The sequence below is a fragment of the Shewanella sp. 10N.7 genome (assembly GCF_020806285.1).
Lineage (GTDB): Bacteria > Pseudomonadota > Gammaproteobacteria > Enterobacterales > Shewanellaceae > Shewanella > Shewanella electrodiphila.
Genome location: NZ_JAJGZS010000003.1, coordinates 35,750 through 56,396 on the forward strand (window position 1 = coordinate 35,750; position 20,647 = coordinate 56,396).

Consider the following 20,647-nt stretch of genomic DNA (forward strand, 5'->3'; position numbering starts at 1 on the left):
TATTAGCAATTCAGAGTAAAGCTACCTATCTCAAATAAACGGTGTTGTAAACTTTGACTTGAATCAAGTTGTTTTTGGTCATAGACAGGTACTATTTAACTGAATCAACGGATTCGGTTTAATCAAGGAGCGCTTATGCCTACCATCAATAAAGCAGATTTAATTCCACTGTTTAGGTTTCCTCGTCAGCGAATTTTACAGTCAATGGAAGTGACGCATTGTCCACATGCCGTCTTTTATAATGCCAGTGACGAGCAATGTACGACTTGCCATCAAGGCGAAGAGTGTATCTGGATGAATCATAATGATGAGCTAGTTGCCATAGAGAAAAAATCCGTTGAGGAATTGAAGCAGCAACTATTGATAGCAGTGGATTTTGTTGATTCTAATTTGAGTCCGCATCATCTTTCTCGTCGTAACTGCCAATGTGACAACTGTAAATGGCTTAAGAAAGTCCAGTTTGTGCTAGAGGGTGAGCCTGAGTAAGTCCCCTAGGTTTATTGCTCAATAAATTAGCTTAGCTTGAGTGTCCTGAGCTGATAAAAGTTAAGTGACGATTGCCGTATTTGGCTTGATGATAAGTCAATTTGCTAACGCTGTGTGAGTGACCAAGCTTATATGGTGTGTTGCATCTCAGTATTTTTGTGATTACAGTGAAGCCCATTAGTTACTGAACAAGGGTTTGTTATCATGGAGCCGAGCTTTTGGCACGAAAAATGGGATTTGAAACAAATTGGATTCCATCAACCTCAAATTAATGAATTTCTGCTTAAGTATTGGTCGCGTTTATCGCTAGAACCATCTGCGGAAGTATTTGTACCTTTATGTGGCAAATCCTTAGATATGTGTTATTTAGCGGAGCAGGGCCATAGTGTGCTTGGCTGCGAGTTAAATCAAATTGCTGTCGAAGACTTTTTCAAAGAAAACAACCTACCAGTTAATCGTCAAACTCACGGTGAACATCAAGCTTACTCAACTGAGCAGGTTTCACTGATCCAGGGTGATATTTTTACTTTAGCTAACGAATCAACCCAGTCAATTAACGCATTTTATGATCGCGCCGCACTCATTGCGTGGCCAGAAGCCATGCGTCAACAGTACGCTAAAAAACTGGCTGAACTTATTCCTGTTGGCGTTAAGGGATTATTAGTGACACTGGATTATGATCAAGCTGCGCTCAATGGCCCACCATTTGCTGTAAGTCCAGCCTGGATTGAGCAATACTTAGCAAGCCACTTTGAAGTTGAATTACTCGAGTGCGCCGATGTACTTGCTGATAATCCACGCTTTGTTAATAAGCAAGTACCATGGCTGAATGAAGCGGCTTACCTGTTAACCCGTAAAGGGTAAACTTATTTGCTAAACTTACTAAAATAGCCACATAAAAAAAGCGACCTCAAGGTCGCTTTTTTTGGTATAGCTTTATTGAAATGAGCCTAATGACTCAATCAATTAGAAGTCGTAACGCATACCAACAGTAAATACGTTGTCATCTTCTAAATCGATGGTTGGGCCACCGTCAAGTTGGTAATCACCTTCGTACATAGCGTAGTGGCCATATACTAGAGTAGATTTAGAGATGCGGTAATCAGCACCTACAGTGATTTGAGTAATGCTAGCATCAGTAACAACACCATCTGCTGCTTTTTGCTTAGTTAGGTAACGACCAAAACCACCTTCATCAACACCGTACTCAGCTTTTAAATTAACGCCGTTTAGGTTGTAAACCACGTTTAAGAAGTATGAATCACCTTCTTGATCGGTAGTTTGGCTTTCAGTGCTTTGGTATAAACCGCCTACTTTGAAATCACCAAATTTAACTTGTGCCACACCACGGTATGCATCGATGCCGCCAATTGTGTTGTAAGCCGCTGCTACATAGTAGTTTTGCGCTTTAAGTTTTTTATCACCAATAGTTGCACTTAATGCATACTGATCTTCATAAGACTCGTTGTCATCAGCATCAGTGTAGTTATCTTCCATTAAGTAAGTCGCGTTTAAGGTAATTAAATCAGCGATTTTTGGAGAGTAGTACCAGATACCATCAGCAGAACGAGTTTGACCCGCCACTAAACGGTCGATATCAGCATTGGTGTTACCGAAAACGTCAACGCCGCCTTCAGATTGCTTAAATACAGTGTCGTTACGACCCACTAAAACAGTACCGAAGTTAGTTTTTAAACCTAGGTAAGTATTACGCGCTTTGAAAACGTCTGAACTAGAAGATGTGTTTTCAACTTGGAATTCCATTTGGTAAAGCACTTCAACAGCATCAGAGATTTTTTCGCTGCCTTTAACACCTAAGTGAGAGAAGTTGTTTTCGAATACAGTGCCTTCTTTCCCTTCTTGAGTTGTTACACCAAGATCTGAATTGGTTACAGCTAGGTCTAAGCGACCGTAAAAGTTTGGACCTTCAGCTGCTGCGCCGAAAGAAGTTAATGCAATTACTGAGGCTACAGATGCTGAGATTAGCGTCTTTTTCATCTTCATACTCCCTTTAGAACCTGAGGTTCTATCCCCTTTAAACGGGGGTGTTTTAGTGAATTTCAGTCATAGAGCTATCTAAATAGTAATAGGTCAACGACATGAACTTGAGAGGATTTTTACAGGTTTGAGGTGTTTAAGTTGTGGGCTATGTCAAACTTTATGGGATAACGTAATGATTTGATGAAAAAATGTGACAAGTTCGATACTTTTGGCTATTAGTTAACACCAATGTAGCAAACTACCTATTTATAGAGGTTCCCAAAGTTATCAGTATCGTGTAAGGCTTGATATGATAGGCTTTCGAGTTAGTTAAGTTGTTGCTAAAGTGTTAAGCTTTAAGGCTTGTATAGGCTGGGGTTATGCAGTTTTGCATATCTAAAAATTCATTTGGAATGCTCTGGGCAAAAAAAAGCGACCTAGCTAGGTCGCTTTAGCAATTGCTTAACAATTGACTGTGATATTTTTCAACAGCTTAAGGGCAGTTTAGAAGTCTAAACGAACACCAACTGTGAAAATATCATCACTTAAGTCTTCAACAACACCATTTAGCTTCATGTCGCCATCGTACTTAGTGTAGTGTCCGTATACTAATGTATTAGCACTTAAACGATAATCAGCACCGATGCTGAACTGCTGGATTTCAACGTCAGATACGTCTTTGCGTGCATCTAACACGTTGACATCACTTTGGCTTTCTAATTGACCGGTGCGGCGGTCAACGATTTTACCAAGACCTGAATCATCGTAGCCGTACATTGCTTTAAGCTTTAGGTTGCCCATTACATATGCAGCATTGATGAAGTAAGAGTCACCTTCTAGGTGAGCTAACTCGCTTTTTAAGCTTTCAGTGTTTTGGTATAAGCCACCAACAATAAAGTTACCGAATTTAGCTTGAACCACACCACGGTACGCTTCGACATCTGTAATACCATCTTGGTAAGCAACAGCGGCATAGAAGTTTTGTGACTTAAGTGCTTTGTCACCTAGCGTTGCACTTAATGCATACATTGAATCACTTTGTGACTCGTAATTGTCATCCATTAAGTAAGTTGCGTTGAACGTCACCATGTCAGCAATTTTTGGAGAGTAGTAGCTGATACCGTCGCCTGAACGCGTTTGACCTGCTGCTAATAAATCGATATCAGAGTTACTGTTACCAAATAAATCGAAGCCACCTTCAGAAGCTTTGAACACAGTGTCGTTACGACCCACTAAAGCCGTACCTGCATTGGTTTTAAGACCAATAAAAGTGTTACGAGCTGCGAAAGTATCGCCTGAGTTATCAAAGTTACTTACACCGAATTCCATTTGGTAAAGGATTTCGAAGTTTTCATTGATTTTTTCACTGCCTTTAACACCTAACCAAGAAAAGTTATTCTCGATAACTGTGCCGTCTTTTTGATTTTGTGTTGCAACACCTAAATCAGAATTTGTTAATGCAAGATCTGCGCGACCATAGAAATTTGGGCCATCAGCTAACGCAGTGAAAGAGGTCATTGCTGTGCAAGATACAATAGCAGCAGTGATCAGGTTTTTTTTCATCATCTTAATCTTCCTTTGGTAAGGGCTTGATTTTGTTACGCACTCATCAGTTGTGCGCAACATTGATAACAATAGCGACTCGCTAATAATTTAGCGGTAAGCGCTATTATTTAGGATCCTTTATCTGCGGCTGATACTGACATAAAAGCTTCACTAAAAAGTGTGATTATTGTCACTAAAGGCTGGTTTTATTCGATATGTATCATATTGATTTACAAGGTTTACGGTTATGGATAACATGTTTTTTAGCTTGTTTAACGGTAAATCAATTAAGTTTACTTAATTGGCGTCTGTAGGTAACAACTGTGTCGTATGGTTATTGAATTCAACGAAAGTAATAATAAAGACATCGACTCTCATTTTTCACTGTTCAGTTATATCGGTTTGTATCAGATTCGGATAAAATATCGCCCCTTTATTAGTGAGTACTCAAGAGCGTTACATGTTGTCAGAATCTTATTTAAATCGTTTTGGTGGTATAGGCCGTTTATATGGTCAAAATGCACTGCAAAACTTTGCAAATGCTCATGTTGTTATCATTGGTATTGGTGGGGTAGGGACCTGGGTTGCTGAGTCATTAGCCCGAAGCGGAATTGGGCAGATTACCTTGATTGATTTGGATGATATTTGTGTCACTAATATTAATCGCCAATCCCATGCGACGACATCAACAGTGGGCGAATCTAAAGTTGAAGTGATGGCACAGCGTATTCGCGACATCAATCCTGAATGTGTCGTCAATGAGATTGAGGATTTTGTAACCGCTGACAACCTAGCAGAGTACCTTGGAACTAAAAGCGATCCTTTATCTATCGACTATGTTGTTGACTGTATTGATGCAGTAAAACAAAAAGCCGCGTTAATTGCTTGGTGTAAAAGAAATAAACTCAAAATTGTCACTGTCGGCGGCGCTGGTGGGCAAACTGATCCCACTCAAATCCAACTTACCGATCTAGCTAAAACGATCCAAGATCCATTACTTGCTAAAGTGAGAGGGATTTTACGTCGTGAGTATAATTTTACTAAAAATGTCCAACGACGTTTTGCTGTCGATGCGGTGTTTTCTACTCAACACCTGGTTTACCCTCAAAGTGACGGTTCAGTTTGCAGTACTAAAGCGACAGCAGAAGGTAGTATGCGTATGGATTGTGCATCAGGGTTCGGCGCTGTGACAATGGTTACAGGTACATTTGGCTTTATTGCTGCGAGTCGTGTGTTAGCAAGGCTAGCTGAAAAGTAAGTTATTGTTTTAATAAGCTGATTAATGCGTACTATTTGGCATCAAAATTGCTTTTGAAGTATTAGATTCAAAAATCTGACACTTTGGAAGCGAGATGATGAAAATTAAATTAGATAACTTAAAATTTGCCAACGCAAAGCGTGTGCTTGTCAGTGTAATGCTCTGGTGGGTTGTTGCTTGTGCTGTATTGTTGTTTGCCCCTTCTCATGTCTTGCAGACTTTATCGTTAGATAACCTAGTGAACGAATATGGTCATTTTATTGGCCTAGGTCTCATTGTCGGCGCAGCTTTCTTCTTAAGTCAGTTATTCACTTTTGTTGTTGATGAATCTATTAATTATTTACGTGAAAAACGCGCGATAGAAACCATTGAGTCTAAAGTTAAATTGCTGGATCCTGCAGAACGTGCATTGTTGCGTGAATTCTTCCTTCAAGGTGCCACTATTTTGGCATTACCTCAAAACGAACTCGCGGTGAAAGGATTAGTTGCGACGAGTATTCTTGAGTTAGTGGGTAATGAACGTCATTACGCAATACAAGGCCCGACAGCTGAGTATAAAATTTCGATGAAAGCGAGAGTGTATTTGAATCGCGATGTATTACGATTACCTGCTGGTGAGCCTAGTAAAGAAGAATTGTCGCATTTGATTAAAGCTAGACCGCAATTCATTAATGGTTTAGTGCAACCTAGAAAACATGCTGCTTAATCACCAACCATGATCACTTACCATTGATTTTATGTTTATTAGGCAGAAAAATGGGGGCTAATTGCCCCCTAATTATTTGCTAAAAAACACAAAAAAAACTGACTAAAATAAAAATAAGTAACACCTATTTCTTTGGAGCCGACTTCACTATAAACATCCACATCATGTACGACATAATTCCCATAGTGCAGAAGATGACAATCATAGATAGCAAACCTATTGCATTACCAAACATTAAATCTAACCAGAATGCCATTTTATTATCTCCTTTATTGTGAAGTCATAAATAACATACTAGATACATCTTTTAACAATTATGATCTCGATCAATTAACTTGTCGGTTATTGCTAGAATGCTAATGTAATGAATTAAAAATTAGTAAACTCTGCAATCGATCACTATTTACATGATGTCGAGTTAGAACCGAATTTTCGAAAGGGATGTGTGAGCTGTTGTTTAGAGTCCGCTTAGCGCAGCAAAGAGCGCTGGTTGAATGAGATTTGAGCTGTTGAAAGTAAATAGACGAAATAGCGCATTAAAGAGCTTGCCATTGTTAATGGCCTAGGTATAATTCTGACTCTCGATAGAGCCTAGCTCTGTTGAGACATCAATATGATGCCGGTGTGGTGAAATTGGTATACACGACGGATTCAAAATCCGTTGCTTTCGAGCGTGGCGGTTCAAGTCCGCCCACCGGTACCACTTCCTCTTTGAGGATTAAACCGACTTTATGTCGGTTTTTTTGTGTCTTAAATTTGTATCGTGCTAAGTTTTGATTATCCAGTAAGGTTAGTTTTTCTTTTTCTGGCATTTTTATTTATATTCTCAATTATTAATAGTTTATTAGTGTAACGATCATTAATTATAGTGATATACATATTTGTTTGCATATGTAATATGCCACTATACTTATAATTAAAGGATGCCTAGGCATCCTTTAATATCCGGTTAGATTATTTAAAACTAAAATTTATAATCAATGGCTAAATAAACTTGTTGGGTATCATTTAATGAGAATGTACCGGTATTAGCGCCATTTTCAACATCTTTCTCGTAGTCTTGTTTCAGGTATTGGTAACCAATTTCAGTCGACCAGTTGTCGTTGATGTTGTACATAAAGCCTGTTTGACCACCCCACACAAAATTGTCACCAGAGCTTAAATCTGCTTCCTTGATACTGGTATGAGTCATACCGGCTGTTGCACCCACAAACCAGTTAACATTACTTTGTCCGAGTGGGACTAAGTAGTCATAAGATAATAAGAAAGTCTGCTGTTTACCTATGTCTTCAGAGTTGTAGCCATATGTACCATATACACGGCTATTGTCGTTAATATACTTACCAACACGAAGTTGATAGGCCATATCTCTTTCGTTCTCTTTTTCACCGTCGACAGAAGAGTCTAGCTTGTAAGTATTTTTTTGGTATCCAGCGGCGCCACCAACAAACCAATCAGATGCCATTGCTGGAACAGACATCATTGACGTTACTACACCCGCTAAAATAAGTTGTTTAGTTTTCATAATCACTCCAAGTAAAAATAGTTATTTCGTTTTGTTGGAGCAATCATAGTCTGACTAAGCTGTATCAGAACTGAATGAGTTTAAGAGTAAAAATAAATGACTTGTTGGTGATTTAATTAATAATATTATTTCTATTAGTTAGTGGATTCATTATTATAAATAGATAAGTTTGTAGTGATTACCCTAAATAAATTCAATTCCTCATATATAACTATTGTTATTCAATTCTAGCTTTAGCAGTAATTTAAACCTTATTTCAATATTATTAATTACTAATTTAATATGTTGTCTTTTTTTGATGTGTTCACTTGGTTTTCTGTGATTTTTAAATTAAAAAATTAGAGCCTTTGATCGGTATAGGTGTGAGCAGATCACAAATTTAACAAGCTGTTGTTGAAATCCTTGCGCAAGGTCACTGTATGGTTTTTAGCTGATATTTGATGTGCTGCATTTGATGTATAAACAAGATGAAGGCTGTGAAAATAATAACCACTCTGTCAGCCTTCAACTGTTATTTTCTTTGTTTATGCTAATGATAATATGCGATTCCTACAACGCATAGATAACCAATTTGTTTATGACATAGAAAATGAATTTAATGCAGCAGGAGTCGCTGCAATTACTTAATGTTTGCTAAGGAGATTAGCTAATGTTTTATGTTCATATGCTGTTGTTGTTGGCGGTAATATTTGTTGGTATTCGCCATGGTGGCGTCGCGTTCGGTTTATTAGGTGGATTAGGCGTTTCTGTTTTAGCGTTTGTGTTTGGGGTTGCTCCAGGCTCACCTCCAGTCAGTGTTATGCTGATTATCCTTGCTGTTGTGGCGGCATCAGCGACACTTGAAGCCACTGGCGGTCTTAAACTACTGGTTAAATATGCTGAAAAGCTATTAAGAAAACACCCAAATCAAATTACTTTCCTCGGTCCTTTGTGTACTTATTCATTAACAGTGTTAGTAGGAACCGGTCATTCCGTGTATCCTCTTTTACCAGTAATTTATGATGTTGCTTATAAAAAAGGTATTCGTCCTGAGCGCCCATTGGCAATGGCTACGGTTGCTTCGCAAATGGGGATTACAGCAAGTCCAATTGCTGCTGCCGCCGCAGTGGTAATGGCGACTGCAATGGATAATAGCCTTGATATTAGTTTGATCAATGTATTGTCAGTCACTATCCCTGCTACCTTAATCGGTGTGCTTGCAGGTTGTGCATGGAGTTTGAATCGAGGTAAAAATTTAGATAAAGATGAAGCGTTTCAACAACGTCTTAAAGATGAAGAGTTTCGCAGTAACCTAATTGATCCTGATGTAGAGTCTTGCGATCAAGCGCATACCGATTCGGTTGCTAAACGGGGTCTGTTTTTATTCTTAGCGGGTATCTTATCAGTCATCATGATTGCGATGTTCAGCAAGGAAGTGTTGCCAGAAGGCGTGAAAATGTCGGTAGCAATTCAGTTTATGATGTTATCTGTTGGTGCGATTATATTATTGGCAACTAAGGTGTCACCGCAAAAGATTGTTAATAGTAATGTCTTTACTGCAGGAATGACTGCAGTGGTGATCATTTTTGGTATTGCATGGTTAAGTGACACTATTATTGGCCATCATAAAGCCTACTTAGTGAGTTCGCTCAGTGATTTAGTCAGTGCCTACCCTTGGTCATTTGCTATTGCGATGTTTATGGCATCAATCTTCCTTAAAAGCCAAGCTGCAGTACTCACTATTATGTTCCCACTAGGATTTGCGTTAGGTATCCCTGCACCTGTGCTTATTGGTGTGATTCCAGCGTGTTATGCCTACTTCTTCTTCCCATTCTACCCAAGTGATTTAGCCGCAATCAGCTTTGATAGATCTGGCACAACGAATATTGGTAAATATGTTCTTAACCATAGCTTCCTTATCCCAGGTTTTATCGGGGTCACGACAGCAACGGTGTTAGGTTACTTTATTTCGACATTGGTGATTAACCACTAAGTGATGTTATGAGTAGAGAAATTGTCTGAATAATCTTTGATGATTCAGGTATAAAAAAGCCCAGCAATTGCTGGGCTTTGACGTTAAGTTTTAGCTAATGATTAAGACTTCATCTTACGACGACGGAATGCCGCTAAAGGAAGAAGAAGTGTTGTTAACCAGCCCATAGAGCCGCTGTCATTTACATCAGGGTAAGGGTTAGCAGTTACACTGACTTCTCCGAGGTTACTATCTTCAGTTCCATCATTTGCCGTCACTGTGAATGTATAAGTATCAGAAGAATCTGCTGTAAAACTTATATTCTCAGCTGATGCATCGAAGTCTACAGAAGGTCCACCTGTTTGAACCCAGCTATAAGTCAATGAATCATTATCTGCATCAGTAGAGTTTGACTTTACAGAAAGCTCTCTTCTTACAAAATCATCAGAAGCTGATGGAGCAACCTTAGGCGCATCTTGAACGTTAGTAACTTCAATCGATACCATAGTCGGAGTGCTAACTGTTTCGGCTTCATCTGTCACAGAGTAAGTGAATGTATCTTCACCAAAAAAGTCAGTGTTTGGTGTATAAGTTACTTCACCGGATTCAGCCACAGTGACTGTACCATTTGCAGGCTCATCGACTATTGCAACACTTCCTAAGTCACCAGAAGCTGCAGTGTTAATAATACGTTGAGCAGTCGCAGTAATACCATCGCCAGTAACTTGTGAACGAGCCACTTTTTGGTCAGGCATTGTGTCGTTATCTAGTACATTGAATGTCACAGCAGTTTCTTCAACAGTAGTTGAAGAGTCCATAGTGCCTAAGTCAAATTCACTTGCAGTTGCTTTATAGTCAATTTTAACTTGGCCTGCTGCCGCAGAGACTACTTGCAGGTAATCACCTGAAGTGACTGCTGAACCTTCACCGTTGTAATGGTATGTTGTGCCAATCGTGCCGCCAATATTCTCAGCACCAACTGAAACATTTACAGGTAGGTTAGGAATATCTAGGTAATTAAATGACACATCTTGAGTGTCGCCAGCTTTGATCCATACGCTGAACGAGTATGCGTCTCCAGATGTGTCGTTCCAAAGCTGGGCTTTATCCCACTCGACAACAATGTAGGTATCATCTCCACTTGAAACAAATTGTAAGCCTAATTGACCACCACCAGTATCTCCTTCTGTTCCATCACTTAAATCATAATCTGACCAGAAAGGCGCTAATATGTTATTTGGGTTTGTGCTATCAGGTAACTCTTTGTTGTTCCATGTGCCACTAGTATTTCCGCCGCCAACTAATACAATCCCGTTGTCAGAAATAGTTATAGAGCTGTAAGTCACACCATTATACTTGAACGAAGGTGTATTAAAGTCGAATGACTTTTCGTCACAACCTTCGTCACATGGAGGAACATAAGCTAAATCTAGAGCGAAAATACTCGGATAGGTGCCTGTTGACGCATCCAGTGACATTTCAGATTGCTCAAGGCTACCGACCCAGGTAATAACGCCAGTATCTTCATTGACGCTAAAGCCATTTTGAGTGGCATTAGTTAAGCTAACTGAAACATCATCTTCTGAGGTTAACATTGTTCCTTCAGGTACTTTAGCTGTAAAGGTGACCGTATTTTCAAACATGGTGTTGTTTAATACTGCGGTAATTTCCATATCATCAGCTGTAGTTAAATTACTGTCATCTGATGAAATAGAAATCAGTGAAGCATCACTAGACTCCTGAGCAAGGACAGCTAATGGTAAGTGCGCATTTTGCAGACCTGCAGCACTTGTTAGCATTACATTACCGAATATCCAGTCACCGTAATCAGAGAAGGTTGAATCAACAGTCACCATAAAGGTTGCAGAGCCACCTGCTGGAATATCCAACATCGATGGTGATACTGTAATGCCTGCAGAATCACTGCTTGCCGCTAATGACCAAGATGTATCTTCGTCACTCTTGTTGTAGACAGTACGAGTGAAAGTACATGGACCAACACATGAGTCAGCTGCAATTGAAGGCTTATCGAAGGTTAGTACTGCTTTAGCTGCAGCATCTAAATCCATACGACCAGCACCCATCGCAAATGGTGTTGCCGCAGTCGTTGCATCATCATCTAAAATGCCTTCGGTAGTCGAAGTAGATGTTAATGCTGTTTTAATGTCATTTGCAGACCAATCTGGATGAAGTTGTCTCATCATTGCTGCAGCACCTGCAACATGAGGACTTGCCATACTGGTACCAGAAATCATGTTGAAATCTTCGCCGCCATCATCAGGGGAATAAGCTGACAAGATATTGGTTCCCGGTGCTGCCAAATCAGGTTTCAGCATATTCTGATTACCGTTTGGACCACGTGAGCTAGAGCTATTAATAGTATCAGCTAAAGCTGGTACCATTATACGCTTAATTTCAGAGCCAACAGTACCTGTAGTTGCTGTTTCACCCATAGCATCAATAATTGCAGTACCATCATCGTTAGAAATCATTATTGAAGGGAAAGTCACACCAGGCATAGACATAGTAATTGGCGCGCCAGGGTTACTGTTGTAAACAACTAATGCTTCAGCGCCTGCATTAATAGCATTTTCTGCTTTTGTTGAGAAAGCACACAAGCCACGTGAAATTAGTGCAATGCTGCCTTTAAAGCTATCAACAGGGAAAGCTTCACAACCTTCAAAGTTCATTTCGTCAACATTTATAGCAGCGATAACAGGTGCCGTGACATCCATTTCAATGACAGTATCAGAACCAGGAATTGCTAATAAGTCTTCGCCGCCGGCATTAAAGCTATTGGCAAAATAACGACCCGTTGTGCTGTTTGCTACGGCAATACCAGATTCAATACAAGCCGGACAGCCAATAGTGCTCGCATCATTACCATCGTTACCTGCTGCTGATACCACAATGACGCCAGCAGCTTCTGCGGCTTCGAACATTGTTTTATACGGGCTGCTTGCTGGATCTGCACCAGCGCCGCCGCCCCACGAGTTGTTGATTACATCTGCGCCATCGTTAACCGCATGTTCTAGCGCTTCCATTAACATGATGTTAGAGCCGCTACCACCAGTACAATCAGCTGTTGAGTATAATGCTTTATATGACATTAAGTATGCAGCAGGCGCCACACCTGATAATTCTACATCGATGTCGTTAAATTGAGTTGATACTTGATTACCTACAGCGGTACCTGCCACGTGAGTACCATGACCACCGAAACCTAGCGGACTCATATATTCATCGGCACACACTTCAAAAGTGGGTTGAGACCAGCGGGCAACAATGAGTTTATTATTACAAAAAGACTCATCAGTCGTTGAACAGTAGTCATCAGTTGGCATAGCACCCATTGGTGCTTCAAAGCCTTCATCAGCAAACATTGGGTTTTCAGGACGGATACCGCCGTCGATGACAGCAACACGGATACCTTTACCCGCATTCTCCATTCCACTGACTGTTTCCCACATTGCTTCAGTGTTAATCACTTGAAGTGATGCATCCATGCTGATGTCATACATGGTTTCTGGATAAACAGACTTAACACCTGGGATCGCCATTAACTGCTCTACAGTTAGGTTTTGACCAGTAACAGTGACACCATTAAACAGTGTTTTAAATTGACGTTCGACTTTGCTGTTTGCAGACACACTGCTTAATGCATTTGTGAATGCTTTTTGCTCTGTAGCAAGGTGCGAAGCATAATTTTGTACAGCGGTAGATTGAATGTTTAATTTAGTGTCTTTAGCTGAAACGGCAGTTGCTGCTAAGTTTGCTGTGCCGCCTTGGTACGCTGCAACAGCAGGTGAAGACAGCTCAACAATAAATCGCTGTGGTGTTGTAATATTGTTCAGCTTTACTGCTGGTTTCTTATGTTGGTCAATAGACAATATTTCTAAATCATATTTATTGCCTGTCATTTGGGTGTTTGCAAAGCTAGCGCTAGAGAGTAACGCTGCTGATATCGCTATAGATAATTTAGTCTTCACAACTTCTTCCTTGGTTAAAGCATTTACCACGTCCAAGCATTTGTAGGGTAGAGACTAGGTCGGTGGCAATGCTGTTTATTATGTTTTTACATTAATGCGTTTGGTGCATTCTTCGATGCACTCAATGACTTTTTAACACAAATAATTAACAAAGGTAATCAAAGCTGTTACAAATTAATAAATTTATCGTAAATTATAATTATTACTTTAGAGGTATGTCTCAATTAAGTTGGTTATAGGCAAGAATAAAATACACTAAGGCTTAACACCTCTAACAATGGGGTTTTGTAGGCTAATTAAGGTTTCTGTTGATTGAATTTCATCAATAGATTGGATGCGATTGATTAAAACGTGCTGTAATCCGTCGATAGATTGGCACATTACCTTTACAAAAACACTGTAATTACCAGTGGTATAATATGCTTCAACAACTTCCTCTAATGCATTTAACTTTGATATAGCAGCAGGATAATCCCCTGCGCTTTTTAAATTGATGCCAATAAAACAACAAACGTCATAGCCTAAAGCTTTAGGATCCACTGTTATCCTTGCACCTGTGATAATGCCTGCTTGTTTCATTTTTTCAACGCGTACATGAATCGTACCGGCACTTACTGCAAAACGTTTAGCGAGCTCTGCAAAGGGAGTTCGCGCTTCTTCCATTAATGCTTCAAGAATTTGATTGTCTAGCTGATCTCTTTGAAATGGAGTTTCCATAGTAAAATGCCTAATTAAATTATAATTAGGCATTAATTTACGATGAATAATGAACAATGGCTATCAAAAAGTTCTCATGAACAATTTATGCATAACGTAAACTGTTGAGGTTGATGACTGCATTTATCAAGAAAAGGACTGGAGTAAACTTAGTATTATTGCAATCCAACGGGATGAATAAAGGGCACTTCAGCATTGAATGTCATTTTCTGTTGGCTATATGGATGATGAATGGTGAGCTCTGCGGCATGCAGCAATAGTCGTTCAGATAAACGTTTCGCTAATGGGTCGGCATAAAAGCCATCGCCTAGGATCACATGACCCAATGCCAACATATGAACGCGTAGTTGATGAGAACGCCCAGTAATAGGGGTTAACTTTACCAGCGTTGACTGCTTAGCATAATTGATTATTTCGACATGAGTTAAAGAAGGTTTGCCGAGCTTATGATCAACTTTTTGTTTAGGCCGGTTGGGCCAATCGCAGATAAGCGGGTAATCGACTTGTTTTATTTCAGGATTAAGGTGGCCTGCTACTCTGGCATAATAAGTTTTAGCTGTTTCTCTGTCTCTAAATTGGCGCTTTAATTCTCGCTCAGCGTTACGACGCAGTGCCACTACAATGACACCAGATGTTGCCATATCCAGTCGATGTACGATTTGAGCATTGGGGTGCTTTTCTAATACACGGCTATAAATGCTGTCGTGGTATTGGGCATCACGTCCAGGTATAGACAAGAGTCCTGAAGGCTTATTGAGCACAATAATATCTTTATCTTCATGGATAATATCGAGCCAAGGATCGGTAGGGGGAGTGTAGATGAAGTCTGCCATGGTAAGCCCTTTACAAGAATGCGCGGCAAAGATACCTTTCAGCTTAAGTAAGTGCAAGCAATCTATGAATGATACTGCTTGCACGCCCTAGTGTGCTTTGACGCCAACGTTTTAGTTATACCGCTCAAGGTTTATAAAAATCGTTGTTCACTTAACCTTTATAATAAGTCGCTTATCCAAAAACACTTATGAAAATGCGTTGCCATTGACGTGCATAATGGTAAAAGTCCAGACAACAAATGCCAGCGGGACATGGACTAGTGCGTAAAAACTTTGGTCAAGTCGCGACATTCCTTGTGCATTCCAAATCAAATACACATGCCCAATGAGTACCAGTGGGAACAGGGACAATAAAGGATAAAGTGCAAACGGGCTGGCATCAGCAAAAATACTGTGGCTTAGTAGTGCCCAAAACACCATGAAACTTGTAGTTAACGGTGGGGCTGCTAAACGATATTGCTCCGGATAAGGAAACATCCTATTACCTTAAAAATAACAAAAGATAATACTAGATTAACCTTTAATTTCCTTTTTGCCATGTATTACTTTTCGATGCACCACAGAATAATGACGTAATCCAGCAGGACCATGGGATACTACGACCGATAACAGCACGATAAAAATTGTTATTTCAGGCTTCCAATCTGCCATTGGAATAAATAAACCCAGCAATAAAACTTTGAAGATCGTTAACACGCCTTTCAATTGAATTAACCAGCGCCAATCTCTAATCACTTCCCATGCAAATAATGCCACGCCGCTAGTCATGGCTAAAATCCAGTAATTGATCCAAAGACTTTGCTCTATTCCCAGTAATAGTCCACCGCCAGCACCGACAATGCCGACAATATGTAAGGCTCTTAAACTGGTTTTGCCTAAGCGTTGTAGCCAAAATTGGAATTCAGAAACTTCTTGATGCTGCTTTTTAGACATGAATTACACATAATTGAGATGTTAATGAGGTAACAGCTTAGCAAATTCATCTTGAATGAATAGCGATCTATAGCAAAATCTAAATTATTGGTATGCTAGCCAGATGACATTTTATAAAAATAACACCGTGAATTGTTAATCGGTGTGTTAAGACAAGCCCTTGAGCTTGTTGACTAAGGACTGTTAAATGAAAATCGGATTCTTCAGCGCAAAAAATTATGATATTCAACATTTTGATGCGATGAATAAAGACTTTGGCGCCAAGATTGAATACTTTGATTATCGACTTTGCATGCAAAATGCCAAATTAGCGGATGGTTTTGAAGTGGTATGCGCTTTCGTCAATGATTCTCTATGTGAAGAAGTCTTAGTTGAGCTGGCCAAAGGTGGCACTAAAATTATTGCCATGCGTTGTGCTGGCTTCAACAATGTCGATTTAGATGCTGCTAAACGATTAGGCATCACGGTTGTTAATGTCCCTGCATACTCGCCTGAATCTGTCGCCGAGCACACCATTGCCATTATGCTAACTTTAAACCGTAAAATTCATAAAGCTTACCAACGCACTCGAGATGCTAATTTTGCCTTGTCAGGTTTGGTCGGTTTCAACATGCATGGCAAAACAGTTGGCGTTATTGGTACCGGGAAAATTGGTATCGCCACTATCAAAATCTTGCTTGGTTTTGGCTGTAAAGTTGTTGCATACGATCCGTATCCAAGTGAAGTCGTTAAAGGTTTAGGCGTTGAGTACATCAGCCTTGATGAACTGTATCCACAGTGCGACATCATAAGCTTGCACTGCCCACTAACAGAAGATAATCACCATCTATTGAGTCAAAATAGCTTTAATAAAATGAAACCAGGCGTCATGGTTATCAATACCAGTCGTGGTGGCTTATTAAATGCGATTGATGCCATGGAAGCATTAAAGGTGGGTCAGTTAGGCTCGCTAGGGTTAGACGTATATGAAAATGAAAAAGAGCTATTTTTCCAAGATAAATCAAATGAAATTATTAAGGATGATGTGTTCAGAATTTTGTCTGCCAGTCACAACGTTATTTTTACTGGTCACCAAGCTTTCTTAACTGATGAAGCACTTAATGCCATTGCCTATACGACCTTGAAAAATATCACTGATTTATTGACGAGTCACCATTCAGATAACGAACTCAATTAAGCTGGTTTAATATCGTAAACAGGCTCTAGAATAGCCATTTGACTTACTGTGAAAGGATTAAAATTAAAGAGGGATTATGATCATTACCAAAGAAGTGCATGATATAGCAACGGCAACTGGCGTGATGCGCACGTATGTTTATCGCCCAGACGAGTCAGGCCAGTATTCAACGATTATTTTCTACTCGGAAATTTTTCAGCAAACAGCCCCGATTGCTAGAAGCGCTGCAATTTTAGCTGGCCATGGATTTGTTGTTTTGGTGCCTGAAGTGTTTCATGAGCTAAACCCAATTGGAACTGTGCTGGAATATGATGATGCTGGAAAAGACAAAGGTAATGCAGATAAATTTGCTAAACCGCTAGAGCACCATGACAGTGATACTGAAGCAATGGTGGAGTTTGCCCGTAGTCAGGCATATTGCACCAGTCAGGTTGGAGTAATGGGCGTTTGTATTGGTGGCCATTTAGCCTATCGTGCAGCGCTTAATGCCGATATCAGTGGCGCATTTTGTTTATACCCAACGGATATTCATTCAAATACGTTACCTTGCGAAAAAGGCAATGACTCATTGACCCGCACAGGTGATATTGCTGGCGAAGTGGCTATGATTTTTGGTAAACAAGATCCTCACGTATCCAGTGAAGGACGTAAATTGATTTATCAAAAGTTGGAGCAAGAGCAAATCAACTTTAGTTGGCAAGAAGTGAATGCCCAACACGCCTTTATGCGTGACGAGGGCGAACGCTATGATGCGGCGCTAGCACTTCAAATGTATTTGCAAGCGGTGGCATTTTTTCAAAGAGTATTAAGCTAACCGATGAATAGAGCCCATTAATTTGGGCTCATAAACTGAAACTGAAACTGAAACTTAAACTCTTAAACTTGAGCTCATAAACTTAAGCTCATAAACTTAAGCTCATAAACTTAAGCTCATAAACTTGAACTCATAAATCTGGCCTTATGCACTAGCATACGGTGAGTCAGACTTGTCAAAAATTGATTAGCTTACGGTATTGTTTTCTGTTTCGCTGACAGTTGAAGCTTCGACATTGTTACCCGCTACTTGAGTAACATCTTTTTTAGGTTGCTGCTCGTTACCAGCCTTTGAATTCGTATGAGGCAGTTTTATCACCGCTTTTTGCAACATTAAGCTATTGGGGTACGTCATTAAGTCCCCCTTATCTCGTTTTAAAATGACATGAAATAAGCTTATCTCGACAATAATACCCGTCATATCTTCATCTTTATCAACGATTCTAATTTTTTCGCCAATACGATAAGGGCACGCAAAAAATATCAACACTCCAGCAGTGATGTTGCTCAAAATTGACCATTGAGCGAACAAAGCGACCCCAAGCACAGCAAAAGCTGATGATACAAATAGGGAAACTTCTTGATAGCCTAGCCCTAATGACACCGCCATAATCGATGCCGTAATGAAAAATAATAAATATGATAAGAGCCGAGTGACAAGTCGGGTTCTGACCTCATTTATTTGCTTCTTCTCTGATTGCTTAGTGATGATTTGCTTTAATTGATGTTGCACAAAGAAAAACACCGCTAAGCAAATACAACTAATTAATATTTGGGTCGTCATAGGTTTTATTTACTCTTTTGGGGCTAGATTTCAGATTGTTCTTGTTAAGTTTGAACTCAGACGATGAGAGTTAGAATTTATCCTGTAAACTGTCCAGCTTGCAATCAAATTCGTCATGTTGAATATAAGAAAATCTACAGTCGGATCACTAGAGTCAGTTAAATGTTAGATTACCAGCAGTTACACCAGTGCAACGATGAGATCGGCCCAATATTCGTATTAGAAGATAACGACTACCGTATTTTATCCTTTGGTGATAATGACGAACAAAGCAAAATTCTTAAAGCTAAGCCTCATGTTCCTCAGCATACTTATATTCAGGCAATGCTAGCGGTATTACTTTTCTCAACACCTAAAAGTGCAATTATTCTAGGGCTAGGGGGCGGTGGGTTGGTGCATGCTTTAAGGCGTTTTGATGCGGGGATTAAGCTCACTGCTGTGGAGCTTCGACAAGATGTGATTGATATTTCTAAACGTTATTTTCAATTACCAATTGGCAAAAAGCTTAATCTTGTTCATCAAGATGGTGGTGAATTTCTCGCTAAAGGCGATCATAAGCGAGTAGACATCATTTTTGCAGATATGTATATCGAACAAGGTGTTGATGAAAAGCAGTTAACCAAGGAGTTTATTGAGCATTGCCATAAAGGCCTTAAAGCTGATGGTTTTTTGGTATTAAATTGTTGGAAAGAGCACAGTAAAAGCGAGCTGTTAAAGCAAACGCTATCGCAGCAGTTTGCGAATGTGTATGCAACCCTAACAGGCGGGGGTAACTGGGTGATTTATGCCAGTAAACAACCTAACTCATTCAGCGCCGCAAGTAACAAACAGCAGCTACAGCAATTGTCACAGCAACTTGATTACCCTGTAGGGCGTTCACTGACTCGTTTCACCCAATGGGAATAAAGGTTTTAGAATATAAAACTTGAGTGATAGTGATTAATGATGTGATTGTTAGTCCGTTACTCTTGTTTGATAAGTGCTTGTTTGATAAATGATTGTTTGATGAGTGCTTGTTTTAATCCTCATTATTTAGACTGTTGAAATTGGTCATCGGAAAATCCGATAACACTTCCCCTAACTTTATCGTCATTCTAAAAAACCGATTAAGGTGATAGTTTTTATCCGTTATATTTAATTCTGAGTTGTCGCTATTATCTATCCCATCAAACGGATACAGCTAAACACTTAATTAAATTTACGGAGCAATACAATGACTCAATCAATCATCAATTCAACTATCAAGCCATTCTCAGCAACAGCATTTCACAATGGCGAATTTGTTCCTGTGTCTGAGCAAGATCTGCTAGGCAAGTGGTCAGTTGTTTTCTTCTACCCTGCGGATTTCACATTTGTATGTCCTACTGAGTTAGGCGACATGGCAGACCATTACGCTAAGTTACAAGAAATGGGCGTTGAAGTTTACTCAGTATCAACTGACACTCATTTCACTCACAAAGCATGGCATGCAAGCTCTGACACAATCGGAAAAATCAACTACCCAATGATTGGTGACCCAACAGGCGCAATCACTCGTAACTTCGGTGTGATGATTGAAGAAGATGGCCTAGCACTTCGCGGTACTTTCGTAATGAACCCAGAAGGTGAAGTTAAAGTTGCTGAAATTCATGACCTAGGTATTGGTCGTAGCGCATCTGAGTTAGTTCGTAAAATTCAAGCAGCTCAGTACGTTGCAACTCACGATGGTGAAGTATGTCCAGCAGCATGGCAGCCAGGTGAAGAAACACTTGCTCCATCAATTGACTTAGTAGGTAAAATCTAAAAGTCACTAAAATCTAAGCGTAAAATATTATCAGCATTGGCTTGCTCATCTCACCATCATGAGTGAGTCAATATTTGATAAAACGGTTTCAATTAGATTATCTCCATTGTTCCAAATCATCTCCTGTCAATCTTAGGCCCCCTTGGCTCAAACAAGTTTCATCACCT

Annotated in this window: 19 protein-coding genes and 1 tRNA gene; 10 read left to right on the forward strand and 10 right to left on the reverse strand. The window is 39.8% G+C overall.

The window, feature by feature from the left end:
- The first annotated feature begins 135 nt into the window (after positions 1 to 135).
- Positions 136 to 486 (forward strand): hypothetical protein, encoded by a 351-nt coding sequence (locus tag LMH66_RS03085; protein ID WP_102526605.1) that lies wholly within the window; start codon positions 136 to 138, stop codon positions 484 to 486.
- Between the two features lie 204 nt (positions 487 to 690).
- Positions 691 to 1,350 carry a thiopurine S-methyltransferase gene (locus LMH66_RS03090; RefSeq protein WP_229368490.1) on the forward strand — a complete coding sequence of 220 codons (660 nt, stop codon included), beginning with the start codon at positions 691 to 693 and terminating at the stop codon, positions 1,348 to 1,350.
- A 102-nt stretch (positions 1,351 to 1,452) separates the two neighbouring features.
- Here the strand turns inward: LMH66_RS03090 and LMH66_RS03095 are convergent, their stop codons facing one another.
- Positions 1,453 to 2,484 (reverse strand): porin, encoded by a 1,032-nt coding sequence (locus tag LMH66_RS03095; RefSeq protein ID WP_229368491.1) that lies wholly within the window; start codon positions 2,482 to 2,484, stop codon positions 1,453 to 1,455.
- A 486-nt stretch (positions 2,485 to 2,970) separates the two neighbouring features.
- The gene (locus LMH66_RS03100) at positions 2,971 to 4,029 is read right to left on the reverse strand and encodes a porin (RefSeq protein WP_102526666.1); all 1,059 of its coding nucleotides are present in this window, start codon (positions 4,027 to 4,029) and stop codon (positions 2,971 to 2,973) included.
- Positions 4,030 to 4,474: 445 nt separating this feature from the next.
- Here LMH66_RS03100 and tcdA point away from each other — a divergent pair, with 445 nt between their 5' ends.
- Together tcdA and LMH66_RS03110 are read left to right on the forward strand one after the other, a co-directional pair.
- A complete protein-coding gene (gene tcdA, locus LMH66_RS03105; protein WP_102526665.1) occupies positions 4,475 to 5,269 on the forward strand; it encodes a tRNA cyclic N6-threonylcarbamoyladenosine(37) synthase TcdA in 795 nt (264 codons plus the stop codon).
- A 94-nt stretch (positions 5,270 to 5,363) separates the two neighbouring features.
- Complete coding sequence (locus LMH66_RS03110; protein WP_102526602.1) at positions 5,364 to 5,975, forward strand: superinfection exclusion B family protein; 612 nt, start codon at positions 5,364 to 5,366, stop codon at positions 5,973 to 5,975.
- A gap of 124 nt (positions 5,976 to 6,099) precedes the next feature.
- On the opposite strand, the gene LMH66_RS03115 is transcribed toward LMH66_RS03110, so the two are convergent.
- Positions 6,100 to 6,231 carry a DUF3149 domain-containing protein gene (locus LMH66_RS03115; protein ID WP_065109785.1) on the reverse strand — a complete coding sequence of 44 codons (132 nt, stop codon included), beginning with the start codon at positions 6,229 to 6,231 and terminating at the stop codon, positions 6,100 to 6,102.
- 362 nt (positions 6,232 to 6,593) lie between these two features.
- Here LMH66_RS03115 and LMH66_RS03120 point away from each other — a divergent pair.
- Positions 6,594 to 6,678 (forward strand) — tRNA-Leu (locus tag LMH66_RS03120).
- A gap of 261 nt (positions 6,679 to 6,939) precedes the next feature.
- Here the strand turns inward: LMH66_RS03120 and LMH66_RS03125 are convergent.
- Complete coding sequence (locus LMH66_RS03125) at positions 6,940 to 7,500, reverse strand: outer membrane beta-barrel protein (protein ID WP_229368492.1); 561 nt, start codon at positions 7,498 to 7,500, stop codon at positions 6,940 to 6,942.
- A gap of 649 nt (positions 7,501 to 8,149) precedes the next feature.
- Here LMH66_RS03125 and LMH66_RS03130 point away from each other — a divergent pair.
- Positions 8,150 to 9,472 (forward strand): anaerobic C4-dicarboxylate transporter, encoded by a 1,323-nt coding sequence (locus LMH66_RS03130; RefSeq protein ID WP_229368493.1) that lies wholly within the window; start codon positions 8,150 to 8,152, stop codon positions 9,470 to 9,472.
- 101 nt (positions 9,473 to 9,573) lie between these two features.
- Here LMH66_RS03130 and LMH66_RS03135 read toward each other — a convergent pair whose 3' ends face one another.
- The 5 genes from LMH66_RS03135 to LMH66_RS03155 form a co-directional block, all read right to left on the reverse strand.
- Positions 9,574 to 13,440, reverse strand: coding sequence for a S8 family serine peptidase (locus LMH66_RS03135; RefSeq protein ID WP_229368495.1), 3,867 nt, complete (start codon positions 13,438 to 13,440; stop codon positions 9,574 to 9,576).
- Positions 13,441 to 13,695: 255 nt separating this feature from the next.
- A complete protein-coding gene (gene asnC / locus LMH66_RS03140) occupies positions 13,696 to 14,157 on the reverse strand; it encodes a transcriptional regulator AsnC (RefSeq protein WP_055022683.1) in 462 nt (153 codons plus the stop codon).
- 155 nt (positions 14,158 to 14,312) lie between these two features.
- Positions 14,313 to 14,990, reverse strand: a complete 678-nt coding sequence (gene rluA, locus LMH66_RS03145) for a bifunctional tRNA pseudouridine(32) synthase/23S rRNA pseudouridine(746) synthase RluA (protein WP_102526664.1) — start codon at positions 14,988 to 14,990, stop codon at positions 14,313 to 14,315.
- Positions 14,991 to 15,176: 186 nt separating this feature from the next.
- Complete coding sequence (locus LMH66_RS03150) at positions 15,177 to 15,467, reverse strand: hypothetical protein (protein ID WP_102526598.1); 291 nt, start codon at positions 15,465 to 15,467, stop codon at positions 15,177 to 15,179.
- Between the two features lie 36 nt (positions 15,468 to 15,503).
- Positions 15,504 to 15,923, reverse strand: coding sequence for a hypothetical protein (locus LMH66_RS03155; RefSeq protein ID WP_102526597.1), 420 nt, complete (start codon positions 15,921 to 15,923; stop codon positions 15,504 to 15,506).
- Between the two features lie 187 nt (positions 15,924 to 16,110).
- On the opposite strand from LMH66_RS03155, the gene LMH66_RS03160 reads away from it, so the two are divergent.
- Both LMH66_RS03160 and LMH66_RS03165 read left to right on the forward strand, forming a co-directional pair.
- Positions 16,111 to 17,100 carry a 2-hydroxyacid dehydrogenase gene (locus LMH66_RS03160; RefSeq protein ID WP_102526596.1) on the forward strand — a complete coding sequence of 330 codons (990 nt, stop codon included), beginning with the start codon at positions 16,111 to 16,113 and terminating at the stop codon, positions 17,098 to 17,100.
- A gap of 76 nt (positions 17,101 to 17,176) precedes the next feature.
- Entirely contained in the window at positions 17,177 to 17,914 is a 738-nt protein-coding gene (locus tag LMH66_RS03165; protein ID WP_229368497.1) for a dienelactone hydrolase family protein, read from the forward strand.
- A gap of 186 nt (positions 17,915 to 18,100) precedes the next feature.
- On the opposite strand, the gene LMH66_RS03170 is transcribed toward LMH66_RS03165, so the two are convergent.
- Positions 18,101 to 18,697, reverse strand: coding sequence for a mechanosensitive ion channel family protein (locus tag LMH66_RS03170; RefSeq protein ID WP_229368498.1), 597 nt, complete (start codon positions 18,695 to 18,697; stop codon positions 18,101 to 18,103).
- 162 nt (positions 18,698 to 18,859) lie between these two features.
- On the opposite strand from LMH66_RS03170, the gene LMH66_RS03175 reads away from it, so the two are divergent.
- Positions 18,860 to 19,603 (forward strand): spermidine synthase, encoded by a 744-nt coding sequence (locus tag LMH66_RS03175; RefSeq protein WP_229368499.1) that lies wholly within the window; start codon positions 18,860 to 18,862, stop codon positions 19,601 to 19,603.
- A gap of 307 nt (positions 19,604 to 19,910) precedes the next feature.
- Complete coding sequence (gene ahpC, locus LMH66_RS03180) at positions 19,911 to 20,480, forward strand: alkyl hydroperoxide reductase subunit C (RefSeq protein ID WP_102526592.1); 570 nt, start codon at positions 19,911 to 19,913, stop codon at positions 20,478 to 20,480.
- Positions 20,481 to 20,647 lie beyond the last annotated feature (167 nt).